Here is a 15,400-nt window from a genome sequence, read left to right as displayed (position 1 = left end):
GGTTATACATATGTTTAAAGATAACAAGCTCAAAACAATATTATTAATTATAGGGATCATATTTGTTGCTTTTAATTTAAGGCCATCAATTACAGCTGTTGGGCCGATTATTGGTGATATAAGGGCGGATATAGGGATCAGTAATAGTGTAGCGGGTTTACTAACTACATTGCCGTTACTCGCTTTTGCTGGATTATCTTTATTTGCCCCTAAGTTGTCTGCTCGTTACGGTAATGAGTGGACAATTTTCATTGGTTTAATTTTGCTTAGCATTGGAATCGTTATTCGTCCGACAGATGCTGTATCCTTATTGTTTATTGGAACTTTTTTAGTCGGCTCAGGTATTGCTATATGTAATGTTATTTTACCAAGTATCGTTAAGCATAAATTCGCTGCACAAGTTGGTCTAATGACTGGGGTGTATACGTTAGCAATGAGTGGAGCGGCGAGTATTGCTTCAGGTGTTAGTGTTCCAATAGCTCATGATTTGAATTTTGGATGGCAAGGAGCGTTGTTGTTTTGGGGAGCCATTACAATCGTTGCGATTATTTTTTGGATCCCACAACTTAAGCGAAATCAAAGTGACGCAAATAAACAAATAGCAAATCCGACAGGGAGCTTGGTTTGGTCATCTAAATTAGCTTGGCAAGTCACTATATTTATGGGCCTGCAGTCTTTTTTGTTTTACTGTTTAGTCACTTGGTTACCAGAGATTTTACATACTGGTGGTATGAGTTTAGCTCTATCAGGTTGGATGGTGTCAATTTTACAAATAGTAGGGTTACCATCAACGATGATTGCACCTTACTTAGCTGGCCGTTTAGTTAATCAAAAGCCAATTATGGTCGTCGTTGGTATTTTGTATTTGCCTGGTTTTATTTTACTTTTGATCGGTGGTCATTTATGGATCATTGTAACAAGTGTCGTATTATTAGGTGTTGCACAAGGGGCGACGATCGGCTTGTCCCTGACGTTTTTGAGCTTAAGAGCACGTAATGCAAAGCAAGCGGCTAATTTATCAGGCATGGCGCAATCAGTAGGTTATTTATTGGCGGCAGTTGGCCCGTTTGTGATTGGGTTTATGTTTGATTTAACAAACTCTTGGAATGGGCCGATCATAACTTTACTTATCGTATGTGTCGTCATGACGTTCTTTGGCATTAAGGCTAGTCGAAATGCTTATGTATAGAGGAAGGGGAAGGGTATGAGAAAGGAATTGAAAAATGTACTAGAAGTCATTCATTTAGCTGAGAAGTTAAAAAGCGAAATGCGTCATAGTTGGTTATCTGATGGAAGGCGAGAGAGTGTAGCTGAACATACGTGGCGGTTGTCGTTAATGGCCATTTTAATTGAGCCATTTTTAGAGCGAGAAGTTGATATGCTAAAATTGTTAAAGATGATTACAATTCATGATTTAGTAGAGATTGAAGCAGGCGATATCCCTGCCTTTGATACACTAACGAATGAAGAAATGAAAGCGGCTAAAGCACATAATGAACAAAAGGCGATTGAGAACTTTAGAACGAAACTAAATCATAAACTTGGCGAAGAAATTGAACAGCTATGGTATGAGTTTGAAGGGAAAGAAACATACGAAGCTAAAGTCGCCAATGCGCTAGATAAACTTGAAGCTCAAATTCAGCATAATGAAGCGGATCTAGATACATGGTTAGATATTGAGTACGAAATGAGTTACTTATTAGATCGACATGTTGGTTTTGATCAGGCTATGACAACGCTTAAAGACCTAATTGAAGAAGAAGCGGAACAAAAAATGACAGAAGCACATGTGGATGTTAATGAAATTAAAGCAAAGCTATAAGGAGAAAAGATGATGGATTCAAGTAAAGAATTAAGGTGGAAGCAACGATTTGATACATTTGAACAAAGCTTTCTAATGTTAGCTCAGTATAGTGAAGAAATTTTTGAAGACGATTTAGAAAAAGCAGGCTTTATTCATATGTTTGAAGTGGCGTTAGAGCATGGTTTAAATACAATCATTGATTATTTAGACGCAAAAAATGGAGTTGAAGTGTCTTCACATCGACAGGCTATAAAAGAGTCTGCTCAATATGAATTCATTGCAAATGAACAAGACTGGATGAAAGCATTAAATAGGCAAAACCTCACTCACTATATTCATACGAAGAAAGTCATTGAACAATTAGTTGTCGATATTCAAGGTCAATACTATGAGCAGTTAAAGCACTTTTATGTAACGTTAAAAGAAGAAAAAGCGTCATAAAAAAGAGTTGTTTTGAAAACTAATATGTTTCAAAACAACTCATGTTTTTCGTTTAGGAAATACAGTAATCATTTGATACAACAATACGTGCAATAGTATAAAAGGTAATGCTAATAACAGAAAAGAATCTAATTGAAACGCTCTTAGAATAATGGTTAACATAACAGGAATTGTCAGTGCGTAGGCTGTCATTTTCCAAAGTTGTTGAAAAGCAAGCTTACGTCTCATGAAAGATCTAGTTACATAAGCAATACCAGCGTGAAGTGACACACCTGCTACCATTAAAAAAGCTACTAAAAAAGGATAAATAATAATGAGTTGCGTAATAAATAAGTCAACAGGAATAGAACGTTCACCAATTATATAATTATACGTAATTCTAGTCGCATCAGGTAAACAAATTAAAAACATTAATACTAAAATGTAAATCATTGTATCCCGCATGCTTTCACGATTGAGAGAAAATAGAGCCTTCTTGCTCGGAAGCTTTAGGCTGCTTTTGAAAATTCTAACTAAACCCATGTTTTTCATCCTCTATTAGAAATCATTAAATGCTGCCAATTCTTCATCGATCGCTTTCTTAATCTTTTCTACGCATTGTTCAGGTGTTTTCCCGAAGATCCGTCTATTATTCACAAGGGCAAATGGGCGCACGGCACACATGCCACATTGATTTAAACATGTATTTTCAATAACGTCAGCTTCAGGGTATTCTGATTCAATAATCCCTTCAAGATCGACTTCAGTCATTAAGTTCCCATCACATATTTCAACTAAAACAATACCCATCTTAATACCTCCCAACTATATAGTGGGCCACTCCTCATTATATCGTCTTTTTTATTATTACCCAAAAGAAAAACTTAACAGTTATGTGGCGAAATAGTTGTCGATTAGTGTAGTATATTCATATATAAGTTTTTATAGGTATATCGAAGTGAACAAGTTTACCTATTATTTGTAACGGGTAATGGTAAAAAACCTTTTAAAAGGGGTTGTTAAATATGTCCAATAAAAGAGTACAACAATTAATTGAAGGTCAAAATTTCTATCATGTTTTTCAGCCGATTTATAATTTAATAGAAAACCGAATTATAGCCTATGAAGCGTTGTTCCGTTCACAGTTATTTGACGCACCTGAACAAGCATTTCGTTCAGCCGATTCGTATGATCAGTTATTTGAGTTAGACAAGTTATCGGTAACTAAGGCGGTCAAATACTTTTCTGACTATCGCTTAGAAGAAGACGAATTGTTATATATTAATGTCTTTCCTTCGACAGTTAGGCGATCAGAGTTTGTTCCTTTCATAATCGATTTAGTAGACAGTACAAGGTTGAATAAAGGTCAGGTCGTAATAGAATTAGTTGAACTAGAGGCTATCAAAACTTTGGATGATTTACATTATAATACGAGAAACTTAAAGGAGAACGGGTTTAAGTTTTCGATTGATGATGTTGGAAAAGGTTCCTCTTCTTTTCGGTTAATGATTGAATTAGAACCCCAAATTGTAAAGATGGATCAATATTTTACTAGGGAGTTACCTCATTCGACGTTAAAGCAAAAAATGATTGAGTCATTAGTTGGGTATTGCGATGAAACTGAAACGGATTTTATATTAGAGGGCATAGAAACGGTGCAGGAGTTGGATGTTGCCAAACAGCTTGGGGTACGAAAGGCCCAAGGTTTTTATTTAGGAAAGCCTGCACCGTTAAAAATAAAGATGTAGAGCTTTATGCTCTACATCTTTATTTTGATATCTCGTGTTAATAAGCGGTTAACGACTGTTAGTGCTATAATGAAAAATATTGTTACTAAGCTAGATAATAGTAACGGAAGGCTACCTAAATTTATACTTATACCGAAGATTTCAATCTCATCACCCCAGAACGCCCCTATCACCATTCCAGAAATGACAGCAATTAGAATGAACAATAAGCCACTAATCCAGTTGTAGCGGTAAAACCCAATTGTAATAAACCACCCAACCATGAAATAGAACAATATAATTAAAACATAACTCACAAACTCCTCTAATAAAGCAGAGCTAGAAAGGTTTGTGTATCCAAAATTGTAAGGAGTAAATGTATATAGTACCCACTCAATCGCTTCTAAGACTAAATAAATGCTTGGAATTGTCAAGGATAACCCAATGGCAGACATTAAAGTCCCATAATAGTAATCTCTTCTTGTAATACCACTTTGAACTAAGAAAGTTAGAAAGACATAAGTTGATAATAAGCCGACGATCAGCATAAATATTCTAGCTGGATTGGAAGTGAATGAGATGAACCCACTAAGTTCAGTTGAATCGAACCCTTCAATTAGGTCTCCAAACATATATAATCCGTACTTAACAATTACCGAACCAATAATTAACCATAAAGCCCATTTTAACTTTTCTGAATAGAGGTCTTTTGCAATTTCCCAGTGTCTACTCATCTTCATCCCCCTTTTCTTTCGTTAGATGTGTAAACAACTCTTGTAATGTGGCAGGGTTAAGCTGTAATCCGTCCTTTTTAGCTAATTCTCGATCTTGTTCTGTTAAGCTGCCATAAATAAGAGCAGATTTAGTCCCGCCCAATTTTTGTTCATGTATAACTTTATATCCTTGAATGAATTTATTAATGGAATTTTCGTTGCCCGTTATGTGAACCCCTTTCGAGATTAAATCTTCGTATTGTTCTTTAACGATTAACGAACCTTTATGGACCACTAAGACTTCATCAAATAGATGGTCCATTTCAGATACAAGGTGTGTTGAGAGTATTATAATTCGTGGATTTTCTCCTTGTTCTTTTAAGATTTCTTCATAGAAAATTTCTCGCGTTGGAACATCCATTCCTAGATACGATTCATCAAAAATGGTAATCGGTGAGCGGCTTGCTAAGCCTACTGTCACATTAAAAGCTGATTGCATCCCTTTGGATAAGTTTTTAACAGGTTTATTTAATGGAAGTTTAAATTTCTTAATTAGGTAATCAGCATACTCTTGATCAAAATATGGGCGGTACTTTTTAGTAGCTTCTAAAAGCTTTTTTACTTTTTCGGTCTCTTCACTATAATCTTGGTCATAAACAAAACTAATCTTTTGCATAGACTCCGGATTTTCAAAGACTGAAGCCTTATTAAGTTTGATTGTACCCTTTGTTTGTAATTGGAATGCGGCAATTAGCGATAGTATTGATGTTTTCCCTGCACCATTTCTTCCTAACAGACCGTATGTTTTGCCTTGTTCCAAAGTAAAAGTGAGGTCATCTATTGCTACAAAATCGTTATAAGTTAGGCCGACATTACGTACTTCTAACATATCCATTATTCATTACGCTCCTTTGTTTTCTTTATTAAATTGAATAACTCTTCTTCTGTAATGCGTAGTTTATGAGCTTCAGCGATCATGCCTTTAATGTAATCATCAACGAATGTTTCTTTCCTCTTTTGTACGAGTTTTTCCTTTGCTCCTTCATTGACGAACATGCCAACACCTCTTTTTTTGTATAAGATGCCTTCTTCTACAAGTTGGTTGACCCCTTTTGCTACGGTGAGGTGATTAACCTTATAGAAGTTTACGAGTTGATTGGTTGATGGAGCTTGATCATGCTCTAGCAGTTGGTTATCTAAAATTTGGTCCTCTATGATCTCGCGAATTTGTACAAATATTGGTTTATCGTTTTCAAATGCTGATGACAATAAAATCACCACCTTATGTTTAATGGTTATATAGCTATGTATATAAGTATATATCTTTAAGGTGGTTATGTGCAAGCGTATATTTTGTCAGTATTTGTTGCATTTTTTGTAAATTTATTTCGAAAGGCGTAGTTTTTTGTTGACATTTGTCCTACAAAAGGTTTAAAATTAGCCCTAGTTAAAATTTTTTGAATTTTGGGAGGGGTTTCAAGATGAAGAAATATCTTGCGTTTTTACTTGTAGCCATTATGGTTTTAGCAGCATGTAATGGTGATGACCAAGTAGAAGAACCAGAAGAGAATGAAGAAGAGACAGAAGAAACAGAAGGTGAGGAAAATGGTTCTGAAGAAGATGAAGAGGCTGCTTCAGAAGGTAGTGTAGAAGATATCGGCTTAGAAGCTGTGCGCACTTATAGTGAAGTAATCGGCGATATTTATGAGCCAGGTGCAGAAGCTGATTTCGGTTCTGTTGAAGAGGTTGCTGACTATTTAGTTGAGAATGCACCAATTTCTGAAAATCAAGCAAATGAAATTGCTGGTTTAGCATATGATGAAGATGGTACTTGGGCTGAGCTAGATCATGCATTAACGCTTGAAGAAGATGATGCATCAAGTTTCGATACTGTAGAGCTTATGGAAGGTAACATTCAAATTAGTAAAACAATTAGTGGTGATGTAGAAGAGAACCGTGGCCATTATGTTTATAACGTAAGAGATGTTGATGGTGAATGGTTATTTGATAACTTCCACTTCGGTTATTTAGATGGTGAACATCCTGATGATCAAGAAGAGGAAGAAGAAGAGGAAGAAGAGTAAGTAATGAAAAAGCTGTTCCTAAAGGGAACAGCTTTTTTATGGTTTGAAAGTTTGATTAACGATTCCTTTACCTTGTTGAACTTCCACTTCCGTCCAAGCCCCATTAATAAAAGTGATTTGAGGGGGCATGTGTCCACAGTCAATATCATAAGCGACTGGAACTCCACATTCAGCGGAAATCTCTTCGCACACATCTTCAGCTGCATAACCATCAACAGATGTGTTAGCATCACTTCGTCCAAATAAAATTCCACTACAATGGTCAAACCAACCAGCATAACGCATTTGTGTTAATGCCCTTTTTAAATCAGGTGTTGCAAGGTCACAGTTTTCTAAATACCAAATGATCGGTTCTTTATCGTCTAAGTATTTTTGTTTAAAGTGAGACACATCCCCGTATGGCGTTCCAACTAGGTGATGAATAACATCAATGCACCCACCAAGTAAACGCCCTTCCGCATGAAAGGAATCTCCATTAATGACTTTCCAGTTCGTTCTCTCAGTTAAATGGAAAATGTGGTCTGTTGGATTGTTGAAATCCCATTCTTTTTGGTATAGCTCGGAGCTGTATTGATTAATAGTTTCACCTTGCTTAGTCTTTAAGACGTCTTCCCATTTTGATGTGGTTGGATCGGAATATTTCCCGCGAATGTCTACAATGTTTGTGCCATGAGCTGTGGCAATACCAGTTTTAAGAGTGATTGATAAAAGTAATGCACTCGTATCTGAGTAACCTAATATCCACTTTTGAGGAATTCTACTAAAATCTATATGTTCTAGAACTTCAATTAAAAGCTCTCCACCCCAAGGCGGGATTATGGCATCAATAGACTCATCAAGAATCATTTCTTCAAACTCTTTAGCACGCTTAATAGCAGAAGCAGACTTTGACTTAGTTTGAGTCCAAGCTGTATCTCCAAAGGTTGTGCTGTACCCTTTTTGCTTCATACTTGCTTGTACTTCGTGTAGTAGATGGTGTAATGGCTCTGGAACACCAGAAGAAGGTGCAGTTACACCAATTGTAGCTTGATCAGGAAGATGTGGGTATTGGATCATTTTAGCGTCCCCCTTTTTGTTTTTAATATCATAACATAAATTAAAGTTTTATATAGGGGATTGTTTAGAAAAATGTTCCAGTTTAAGTAGGTATCATGTATAATGTTATTCACCGATATTTTTTCTTTGATGAAGGTAAAGATCTAAAGAATAACTCGAAGCTGGCCCAACATTTAATAGATGAATGGCGATTGCTAAGAGAGCTAAGTCAAATTCATACCCAGCAGAAGACCCATCCCCGAGAAACCCAGCACTTAGTTTGACTGAAACTAGAGCGCCGACTAACAGCAATATGAAAGCGCCTGAAAAAAAGCGTGTCTGAAATCCTATAATCAATGCAATTCCACCTAAGACTTCTAGCCAGGCCACTAAGTAAGCTAATACTCCAGGTAACCCTAAGCTGCTAAACCACATCGCAACTTGATCAAGACCTGTTTGGAACTTGTCCAATCCATGCACAAGAAAGATTAAACCTAACACAATTCTTAACATCATATTCGTTGTATTATGATTCATACTTGTCCCTCCAATCCTTTTGTTATAAGTGTATTCATGAAGGTGGGGTGAATATTATACTAGTTTATAAGTTTGGAGGTTATTATTATGGTTATTGAAGATCAGCTTTACGGTAGTTACGAATTAGAAAACGTATTACGAGACTTAATAGAAAGCAAGCCAGTGCAAAGGCTAAAAGGTATTCATCAAGGGGGAGCCAGTTATTTGGTGAATCCTAAGTGGAATGTTACGCGATATGAACATTCATTAGGCGTGATGTTACTAGTTAGAAAGCTTGGTGGTTCTTTAGAAGAACAGATTGCGGCACTTTTACATGATCTTTCTCATACAGCATTTTCTCATGTCGTTGATTATGTATTAGAACATGATGATGAAGATTACCATGAAAATATATACGAGCAGTTTGTTAAACACTCAGATATTCCAGTGATTTTAGAGAAGTATGGCTTTCATTTCGAAGAGATTTTGCTAGATGATTCGAGGTGGACTTTGCTAGAACAACCGGCACCTGAATTATGTGCAGATCGAGTCGATTATACGTTAAGAGATATGACACAATACGGGCACATTACGCTTCATGAATCTCACACGTTTTTAGAACACTTAACGGTAGTGGGTGGAAAGATGTATTTAAATGATCTAAGTGTAGCAGAGTGGTTTGTAGAAACGTACTACAAAGAAGTAATTGATTTTTTCATGGACCCTCTTAATATATATGGAAACGACCAGCTTGCAAAAGCATTAAAGCTTGCTCTGCAGAAAGAGATTATTAGTAGCGAAGATTTTTTGAAAGAAGATGAAGAGTTATTAGAACATGTTAGAAGTTCACGGGATTCAGAGGTTGTAAGTCTTATAGAAAAGTTGCAGCCTAGCGCTAACGTAATAAGTGATACAAAAAATTATGATATCCATAGAAAAGGCAAAGTTAGACTTATAGATCCGTCTATTTTTTACGAAGGGGAACTTATTAGAGCATCAAAACTGTCTAATAAAATTCAATTGATGAATAATGATGCATACAAAAAATCAATTACAGGAGCATACGTTAAAGTGCTTACAAAATAGAGGAGGAAAGTGAGTGGCTAGTATTGATCAAGGAAGGTATACAAATAATCAAGAACGTGAAGAAGTTGTTGTGTTTTTAATTGGCATGCATATTAAAAAGTGGTGGGCTATTCACAAATGGCTCCCTGTCTTATTAGCGATGCCTCCTATGTTAAAGGAGTTAACTCAACATAAAGAATTGGGTTGTTTAGCTTTTGAAAACTTTTGGCGTTTTAGAGAGACGTTATCAGTTCAGTATTGGAGGTCAGAAGAAGAGCTTTTAGCTTATTCAAGAAGTGAGGGGCACTTGAAGGCTTGGCAAAGATTTAATCAAAAAGCTCGAAATAATACTAGTGTTGGAATCTACCACGAAAATTATATTGTGACTGAAGGCAAGTTCGAATCAGCCTATGTCAATATGCCTCTCTTTGGTTTGGGTAAGGCGATTGGTAAAGAATCAATGGGTTCTAAAACAAATTCAGCTAAGCAAAGGATTGGTTTAAAATAATAGGAGGTTTTTGCAGTGTTAGTAAAAAATAAGATTAATAACTGTTTTATTCACCTTGTAGATTTTAAGTCTTCTAAAGAATGGTATAAACGCGTTTTTGGCTTTAAAGTAAAAAGCGAAGAGGATGACTTTTTAGAGTTTGACTTAGAGGGTACAACTTTAATTCTTTTGCCTGCGCAAGTGAAAGAGCTCAACCCATTACCATATTCAGTGTTTTTCTTTGAAACAAACGATATAGATCAGACGTATCAACAGTTAGTCGATATGGAAGTAGATGTCGATGACATAAGGGACTTCCCTGAAGGAATGAAGGGTTGTCATTTCTATGACCCAGAAGGAAACATTCTGTTAGCTTGTACGACACCAAATTAAGGAGTGTTAAATGAGTACACATATAAGAGTTAGAGCTGGAGCAATTATTATAGAAGATGAATCGATATTATTAGTAGAGTTTAATGATGAAACAGGTGTACACTTTAATTTTCCCGCGGGTGGTGTTGAGCCAAATGAATCGGTAGTTGAAGCAGTGAAAAGAGAAGCAATGGAAGAGGCCTCGGTTGATGTGGACGTTGGTTCATTAGCCTTTACTTATGAATACGCTCCACATTTATGTAACTATCGGTTTGGAGAATTGCATCAAGTTGGGATGTTTTTTAACTGTTCGATTAAAGAAGGTTCCTTTCCTAAGCTCCCAAAGGATCCTGATCCTTATCAAACGGATGTGAAATGGATTCCTTTAAAAGACTTACATAAAATAAGCTTATTTCCAAACATGAAACAACAATTATTAAGTTATGTAAATGACCCTAGTCGTGTGGCATTTATTGAAGAGCGTCTATTAGAAAAGAAGAACGTTTATTAGAAAAAAGTTAGCAGGTGTCGGAAAACGACACCTGCTTTTAATAGGCTAATTTCAATTAATTATCTGTTAGGTCCACCAGGTCCATGGCCATTACCGTTGCCCGGTCCGTTACCATTACCAGGACCGCCTGGGTTACCGTTACCTGGTCCACCAGGATTACCGTTACCCGGTCCACCTGGGTTACCGTTACCAGGACCTTGATCAGTTACAATCGTAATTTCACCATCAGCTTCAGCTGTGCTTTCGTTACCATAATCATCTACTGCGATGACTTGGATCACAGCACCGTCAGCTTCAATCCCTTGTGGAATTGTCCAATACCCAACGTAATGACCTTCCTCAGTTTCTTGCATAGGAAGTTCATTAGCATTTTGAACATTCGTTAGTGGCATATAAACCTTGAATGATGCGTCAAGGCCAGGCTCACTATCGAACGTAATCATGACTGTTTCACCAACTTCAACTGTTTGGTCTTCAGCTGGTGTTACATTTTCGATCTCAGGTGCTGTAAAGTTAACATCAACCGTTAACGACTCAACTGTTTCGTTACCAGCTTTGTCAGTTGCGACGACTTCGATGTTATTTTCACCTTCATCTAACATGATGCGGTGAGAATACTGGCCATCTTCAACTGAAGCGTCATCTCCGTTAACTTTTACAGTATTTAAGTTTTCATCTGAAACTTCACCTTCGACCGTTACAGTTTCAGTGTTTAATTTATCACCATCTTCTAGGTTATCAACTGTTAAATGAGGAGCTTCTGTATCAAGTGTTACTGTAACACTATCAGATTCGTTCACTAGCTCATCATTAAGATATGTGACAGCAGTTAATTCGTTATCGCCCTCAGAAAGTTCGATATCGAAGTCGAATAATCCATCATCTGCAACTTCTATTTGTCCTACTTCTTCACCATTGTTTTCAAGTGCAATGGTTGTTGTAGGTGAAGCATTACCTTCGACAGTCAGATCAGCTTCATTAGTATAGAAGTGTTCTGACGGTGAAGTGATTTCAGCTTCTTCAACCTCGTAAGCTACACGAGAACGGATCATGTAGTTACCTTCATCAGCTGGTGATTGAGACCATGTCCCATCAACTGATTGGAAACTTCTCTCCGCGTAAGGTCCGTCTTCATCTGTTGCTAGACCTGGAGCATTAGTGTTGTCAGTTGTTTGAACATAAACCATAAAGAAGTCACCTTCAACTTCAATGTTATGTTCGCGTAAATCAACAACTGTCCATTCATCAAGGCTTCGGATTGCTTCTGCTTCAACAGGGCCGGCAATTAGATCGCCTGGCATACCATCTTCACCAGCTTCCCAAACCTCTACTGCAAATTCAGTACCGCCTGGCTCAGGCCAGTCGTTATCATGGAACTGGAATACACCATCAGTAACAATCGCGCTGTCTTTGTCTTCAGGTAAAGACATTCTTACAGCCCATTTGTTGCCTGGGTCGAAGAAAGCACGAGCGTTTTCCGCTGTACCATCATCATATCCAATTTCTCCACCTGGGTAAGTGAATAATGGATCAAGCTCAATGTTAAGCTCTTGGTCTTGATCTAAAGATACTTCAACTTCTTTACTGCTGAAGTCAGGAGCGAAAATTCTTAACGTATAATCGCCTTCATAAGCAGTAAGTTCGTATTGACCGTTAGCGTCTGTCTCGACAGGGTCAATATTAGCATCTTCAATTAGTTGAATAGTAGCACCTTCAATAGGGTCACCAGAATTAGCACTTGTAACAGTACCATCTAATGTTGCTTCTGGTAGCTCTTCAAGTACAAAGTTAGCTGTAGCTGTTTCGTCCTCGTCTAAGTTAATAGATTGCTCATCTGAGTAAAAACCGTACGCTTCAGCTAAAACTGTAAATTCGCCAGAAGGATGAGTTAAAGAGTAACTACCGTCAACTGGACTCGTTGTGGTAGAACGTCCACTTTCTAACACTGATACTTGTGCATCTAGTGGAAGAAGTGAAGTTTCTTCTTCAACCATTGAGTCAGATTCTTTTGTCATAACTGGTTGAATTTCAGAAGGGTCCATTGGTTCACCTTCACGCTCATTTACATCAACGTCAATAGAGTGAGGTGTAATTGATAAGTCACCTTGTAAATCTAGTGACTCGTCAGATAATCCAACGTCATCAATGTACCAACCAGGGTAAGTGATGATAAAGTCGCTCGTCATGTTAAATCCGATATAAACACGTTCACCGGCATAATCTGATAAATCAACTTCAACAGGTTCCCAACCATCGTTAGAGCCTGTTAACTCTAACAGTTCAGTCCATTCTTCCATATCAGTTGAGATGAATACGTGAGCATAATCCCAACCACTTTCAATGTCATAGTAGTGTTGGAACTGCAAGTATGATTCACCTTCTGGAAGATCGATTGGTGGCATTACTAAAGTACCGTTTTCGTCGTTGTTATAATCACCAGAAAGGTTTGTTGCGTATACGTGATCTCCAGAGTATGCTTCACCTGGACCTGAAGTCGGTTCGCCATGCTCCCAAGATACGTTTTCGCCAAATGTATCCCAACCGACAGGGTCTGTTTCAAAGTCAGTGAAATATCCAACTGTAATACCACCAACAATTGAAATGGAGTATTCATCGCTTACGACTTCGTTCTCACCAAAGTCAACAACTGTAATTGAATAAGTTAAATCACCTTCAACTAAGTCTTCACCTGGGATTGTAGCAACGTACTCTCCAGATAAATGGTTACCAGACTGTTGTGAAGCTTCAACTGTATTCGTCTCACCGTCAGCATTTGTGTATTCAACTGACACTGACGTTACAGCTACATCGTCACTAGCATGAATTGTTAAGTCTAAATCCATGTCAGTGAATGCTTCTTCAGCTGGTACTTCATGTTCATATGTTGGAGGTTCAGTATCTTCACCTTCCATAGAAACATGACCTTCAATTGTACCTAATCCATCAGCAACTGCTGAAACAGCAGCATAAGCATCGATTAAGCCATGTCCAAATCCATTGTTAGGTGTTTCTGGATAGTCGTCGTTTGTAAGTGGGGTCGCTGTGTCCATAATGATGTCTTCTAAATCTTCAACGGCTAAGTTAGCGTTAGCTTGAAGAAGTAAAGCTACAAGGCCTGAAACTGCTGGTCCTGACATGGATGTACCATTCCATCCGCCTTCATATCCACCACCTGGAACTGCAGAGCGAATGTTAACACCAGGAGCTACAACTTCCGGCTTAATTTCATTATATGGTGAAGGGCCTTCTAAGGAGAAACTTGCAAGGTTGTTGTCGCTATCAGTTGCACCTGTAGCGAATGATTCAGGGTAGTTTGCTGGAACTGCAATTGAACCAGGTCCACCAGGGTTAGTAAGTGTTGTATTACCTGCAGAGAACTCAGGGAAAATACCAGCAGCTCTCCAAGCAATGACAACATCACGATACCATTCATCCAAACCAGGTCCGCCACCCCAAGAGTTGTTTACAACGTCTGGAGCTTTAGTAACGTCCCCACCAGGAGCTAGCATCCATTCACCAGCAGCTAAGATGTTGGCATCATTTCCTCCACCACTAGCATCAAAAGCTTTGGCTGCAATGTGTTTTGCTCCAGGTGCAACACCGACTTGGTTTGACCCATCCGGCTCAGCACCAACCATTGTACCTGCTACGTGAGTTCCGTGACCTTGGTCATCATAAGCTTCAGCTTGTCCGCCGACTGCATCAAAGAAGCTATATTGATGATCAACTTCACCTGTAGCTGCGTCATAGCCACGGTACTGTTCCATTAGTGCTGGGTGATCCCACTGAACACCAGTGTCAATAGCACCAACTACAACGCCAGCTCCGTCGATTCCCATGTCCCAAACGTCAGGGGCATTAACTTGCTCTATGTTCCATTCAACGTTTTGGATTTCAGAATCAACTGGCTCAGCTTCTGAATCAACTGTTACTTCGTTCAGTTGGCGCTCTTCGTTAGGAAGAAGCTTTTCAACTTCTGGAAATGCTGCAATTCTCTCAGCTATTTCTTTAGGAGCTGTAACAGCCATCCCGTTTACAATGTGATAAGAGTGGAAATTGTCTACATTACCATTTTCCATCTCTTGCTCTAAAAATGCTTTAACATTTTGTTGTGAAGTTTTTGAAACGTATTTAAGTTCATTGATTACAGCAGAGCGTTGTGTGTACTCTGCGCTTAATGCAGATAAGTTGTTGTCAGTAGCCTTTGCTTGAGATTCTTGAGCTACTTTCATAACATCTGCCACTTCATTGAACTTAACAAGGAAAGTGACGTGATCGTCCTCAGCAAACTCTGTGCTAAGTCGTTCACTAATCTTTTTTTCAGGGGCTTTGTCATGGAGAGCTTTTGATGCTGGTTGTGTCTGTGCGAAAGAAAAAGCGGGTGTCATAAGCGAGACAACCATGACAACTGAAACGATGATACTTAACCATCTAACCATAAAATCCTCCTCCCAATATTTAAAACTATTGTAGGATTCTGAGGTGGGGTGAAAATCAAAACGAGCCTCCTTTCATACGTTGAAATATTATCTGAATATTCTAGCTGTTAATTAAAGTTATTATCCAATCAACCTTGAAAAACCTCTAATTTATTTGATGTTTCTATAAAATGAACAGAACTAACTATGTGTAATTTGTCAGATGATGTAGACTGTGAATACAAGAG

Annotated in this window: 17 protein-coding genes; 9 read left to right on the top strand and 8 right to left on the bottom strand. The window is 38.0% G+C overall.

All coding sequences use genetic code 11. The annotated features are described in order from the left end of the window. Positions 1-10 precede the first annotated feature (10 nt). From AHA02nite_RS10650 to AHA02nite_RS10640, 3 genes are read left to right on the top strand one after another with little or no spacing between them, the layout of a single operon-like run. A complete protein-coding gene (locus AHA02nite_RS10650) occupies positions 11-1,189 on the top strand; it encodes a CynX/NimT family MFS transporter (RefSeq protein ID WP_146817152.1) in 1,179 nt (392 codons plus the stop codon). A gap of 15 nt (positions 1,190-1,204) precedes the next feature. Continuing rightward, positions 1,205-1,822 (top strand): HD domain-containing protein, encoded by a 618-nt coding sequence (locus AHA02nite_RS10645; RefSeq protein ID WP_146817150.1) that lies wholly within the window; start codon positions 1,205-1,207, stop codon positions 1,820-1,822. Between the two features lie 12 nt (positions 1,823-1,834). Next, entirely contained in the window at positions 1,835-2,245 is a 411-nt protein-coding gene (locus AHA02nite_RS10640) for a nucleotidyltransferase substrate binding protein (RefSeq protein ID WP_170236071.1), read from the top strand. Between the two features lie 39 nt (positions 2,246-2,284). On the opposite strand, the gene AHA02nite_RS10635 is transcribed toward AHA02nite_RS10640, so the two are convergent. Both AHA02nite_RS10635 and AHA02nite_RS10630 read right to left on the bottom strand, forming a co-directional pair. Next, entirely contained in the window at positions 2,285-2,677 is a 393-nt protein-coding gene (locus AHA02nite_RS10635) for a DUF1189 family protein (RefSeq protein ID WP_170236070.1), read from the bottom strand. Between the two features lie 105 nt (positions 2,678-2,782). After that, complete coding sequence (locus AHA02nite_RS10630) at positions 2,783-3,034, bottom strand: DUF1450 domain-containing protein (protein WP_146817144.1); 252 nt, start codon at positions 3,032-3,034, stop codon at positions 2,783-2,785. 215 nt (positions 3,035-3,249) lie between these two features. Here AHA02nite_RS10630 and AHA02nite_RS10625 point away from each other — a divergent pair, with 215 nt between their 5' ends. Beyond that, positions 3,250-3,972: an EAL domain-containing protein gene (locus AHA02nite_RS10625; RefSeq protein WP_146817142.1), complete on the top strand. Its 723-nt coding sequence runs from the start codon at positions 3,250-3,252 to the stop codon at positions 3,970-3,972. Between the two features lie 11 nt (positions 3,973-3,983). Here the strand turns inward: AHA02nite_RS10625 and AHA02nite_RS10620 are convergent, their stop codons facing one another. From AHA02nite_RS10620 to AHA02nite_RS10610, 3 genes are read right to left on the bottom strand one after another with little or no spacing between them, the layout of a single operon-like run. Beyond that, positions 3,984-4,685 (bottom strand): hypothetical protein, encoded by a 702-nt coding sequence (locus tag AHA02nite_RS10620; protein WP_146817140.1) that lies wholly within the window; start codon positions 4,683-4,685, stop codon positions 3,984-3,986. Further along, positions 4,678-5,559 carry an ATP-binding cassette domain-containing protein gene (locus tag AHA02nite_RS10615; protein ID WP_146817138.1) on the bottom strand — a complete coding sequence of 294 codons (882 nt, stop codon included), beginning with the start codon at positions 5,557-5,559 and terminating at the stop codon, positions 4,678-4,680. Before AHA02nite_RS10615 ends, AHA02nite_RS10620 begins: the two co-directional genes overlap by 8 nt. Then, positions 5,559-5,933, bottom strand: coding sequence for a GntR family transcriptional regulator (locus AHA02nite_RS10610; RefSeq protein ID WP_146817136.1), 375 nt, complete (start codon positions 5,931-5,933; stop codon positions 5,559-5,561). Before AHA02nite_RS10610 ends, AHA02nite_RS10615 begins: the two co-directional genes overlap by 1 nt. A 212-nt stretch (positions 5,934-6,145) precedes the next feature. Between AHA02nite_RS10610 and AHA02nite_RS10605 the strand changes: the two genes are divergently transcribed. Continuing rightward, positions 6,146-6,748 carry a hypothetical protein gene (locus AHA02nite_RS10605; protein WP_146817134.1) on the top strand — a complete coding sequence of 201 codons (603 nt, stop codon included), beginning with the start codon at positions 6,146-6,148 and terminating at the stop codon, positions 6,746-6,748. A gap of 36 nt (positions 6,749-6,784) precedes the next feature. Here AHA02nite_RS10605 and AHA02nite_RS10600 read toward each other — a convergent pair whose 3' ends face one another. Both AHA02nite_RS10600 and AHA02nite_RS10595 read right to left on the bottom strand, forming a co-directional pair. After that, positions 6,785-7,804 carry a S66 family peptidase gene (locus AHA02nite_RS10600; protein ID WP_146817132.1) on the bottom strand — a complete coding sequence of 340 codons (1,020 nt, stop codon included), beginning with the start codon at positions 7,802-7,804 and terminating at the stop codon, positions 6,785-6,787. A gap of 105 nt (positions 7,805-7,909) precedes the next feature. Continuing rightward, the gene (locus AHA02nite_RS10595) at positions 7,910-8,320 is read right to left on the bottom strand and encodes a DoxX family protein (RefSeq protein ID WP_146817130.1); all 411 of its coding nucleotides are present in this window, start codon (positions 8,318-8,320) and stop codon (positions 7,910-7,912) included. Positions 8,321-8,407: 87 nt separating this feature from the next. Here AHA02nite_RS10595 and AHA02nite_RS10590 point away from each other — a divergent pair, with 87 nt between their 5' ends. The 4 genes from AHA02nite_RS10590 to AHA02nite_RS10575 are packed head-to-tail and all read left to right on the top strand — an operon-like array spanning position 8,408 to position 10,734. Further along, positions 8,408-9,385, top strand: a complete 978-nt coding sequence (locus AHA02nite_RS10590; protein ID WP_146817128.1) for an HD domain-containing protein — start codon at positions 8,408-8,410, stop codon at positions 9,383-9,385. Positions 9,386-9,407: 22 nt separating this feature from the next. Further along, positions 9,408-9,872, top strand: a complete 465-nt coding sequence (locus AHA02nite_RS10585; protein ID WP_407642741.1) for a DUF4188 domain-containing protein — start codon at positions 9,408-9,410, stop codon at positions 9,870-9,872. A 15-nt stretch (positions 9,873-9,887) separates the two neighbouring features. Further along, complete coding sequence (locus AHA02nite_RS10580; RefSeq protein WP_146817124.1) at positions 9,888-10,244, top strand: VOC family protein; 357 nt, start codon at positions 9,888-9,890, stop codon at positions 10,242-10,244. Positions 10,245-10,254: 10 nt separating this feature from the next. Further along, positions 10,255-10,734, top strand: a complete 480-nt coding sequence (locus tag AHA02nite_RS10575) for an NUDIX domain-containing protein (RefSeq protein WP_146817122.1) — start codon at positions 10,255-10,257, stop codon at positions 10,732-10,734. Positions 10,735-10,793: 59 nt separating this feature from the next. Here AHA02nite_RS10575 and AHA02nite_RS10570 read toward each other — a convergent pair whose 3' ends face one another. Further along, positions 10,794-15,173: a S8 family serine peptidase gene (locus tag AHA02nite_RS10570; RefSeq protein ID WP_146817120.1), complete on the bottom strand. Its 4,380-nt coding sequence runs from the start codon at positions 15,171-15,173 to the stop codon at positions 10,794-10,796. Positions 15,174-15,400: the final 227 nt, after the last annotated feature.

The organism is Alkalibacillus haloalkaliphilus (assembly GCF_007991275.1).
Taxonomy (GTDB): Bacteria; Bacillota; Bacilli; order Bacillales; family Alkalibacillaceae; genus Alkalibacillus; species Alkalibacillus haloalkaliphilus.
The sequence above is the reverse complement of the archived record's forward strand: the minus strand, read 5'-3'. Positions and strand labels throughout refer to the sequence as shown.

Bases quoted from the DNA above. Each gene is read 5' to 3' on its own strand.
- AHA02nite_RS10650 (WP_146817152.1), top strand. From the start codon at position 11: ATGTTTAAAGATAACAAGCTCAAAACAATATTATTAATTATAGGGATC.
- AHA02nite_RS10645 (WP_146817150.1), top strand. From the start codon at position 1,205: ATGAGAAAGGAATTGAAAAATGTACTAGAAGTCATTCATTTAGCTGAG.
- AHA02nite_RS10640 (WP_170236071.1), top strand. From the start codon at position 1,835: ATGGATTCAAGTAAAGAATTAAGGTGGAAGCAACGATTTGATACATTT.
- AHA02nite_RS10635 (WP_170236070.1), bottom strand. From the start codon at position 2,677: ATGATTTACATTTTAGTATTAATGTTTTTAATTTGTTTACCTGATGCG.
- AHA02nite_RS10630 (WP_146817144.1), bottom strand. From the start codon at position 3,034: ATGGGTATTGTTTTAGTTGAAATATGTGATGGGAACTTAATGACTGAA.
- AHA02nite_RS10625 (WP_146817142.1), top strand. From the start codon at position 3,250: ATGTCCAATAAAAGAGTACAACAATTAATTGAAGGTCAAAATTTCTAT.
- AHA02nite_RS10620 (WP_146817140.1), bottom strand. From the start codon at position 4,685: ATGAGTAGACACTGGGAAATTGCAAAAGACCTCTATTCAGAAAAGTTA.
- AHA02nite_RS10615 (WP_146817138.1), bottom strand. From the start codon at position 5,559: ATGGATATGTTAGAAGTACGTAATGTCGGCCTAACTTATAACGATTTT.
- AHA02nite_RS10605 (WP_146817134.1), top strand. From the start codon at position 6,146: ATGAAGAAATATCTTGCGTTTTTACTTGTAGCCATTATGGTTTTAGCA.
- AHA02nite_RS10600 (WP_146817132.1), bottom strand. From the start codon at position 7,804: ATGATCCAATACCCACATCTTCCTGATCAAGCTACAATTGGTGTAACT.
- AHA02nite_RS10595 (WP_146817130.1), bottom strand. From the start codon at position 8,320: ATGAATCATAATACAACGAATATGATGTTAAGAATTGTGTTAGGTTTA.
- AHA02nite_RS10590 (WP_146817128.1), top strand. From the start codon at position 8,408: ATGGTTATTGAAGATCAGCTTTACGGTAGTTACGAATTAGAAAACGTA.
- AHA02nite_RS10575 (WP_146817122.1), top strand. From the start codon at position 10,255: ATGAGTACACATATAAGAGTTAGAGCTGGAGCAATTATTATAGAAGAT.
- AHA02nite_RS10570 (WP_146817120.1), bottom strand. From the start codon at position 15,173: ATGGTTAGATGGTTAAGTATCATCGTTTCAGTTGTCATGGTTGTCTCG.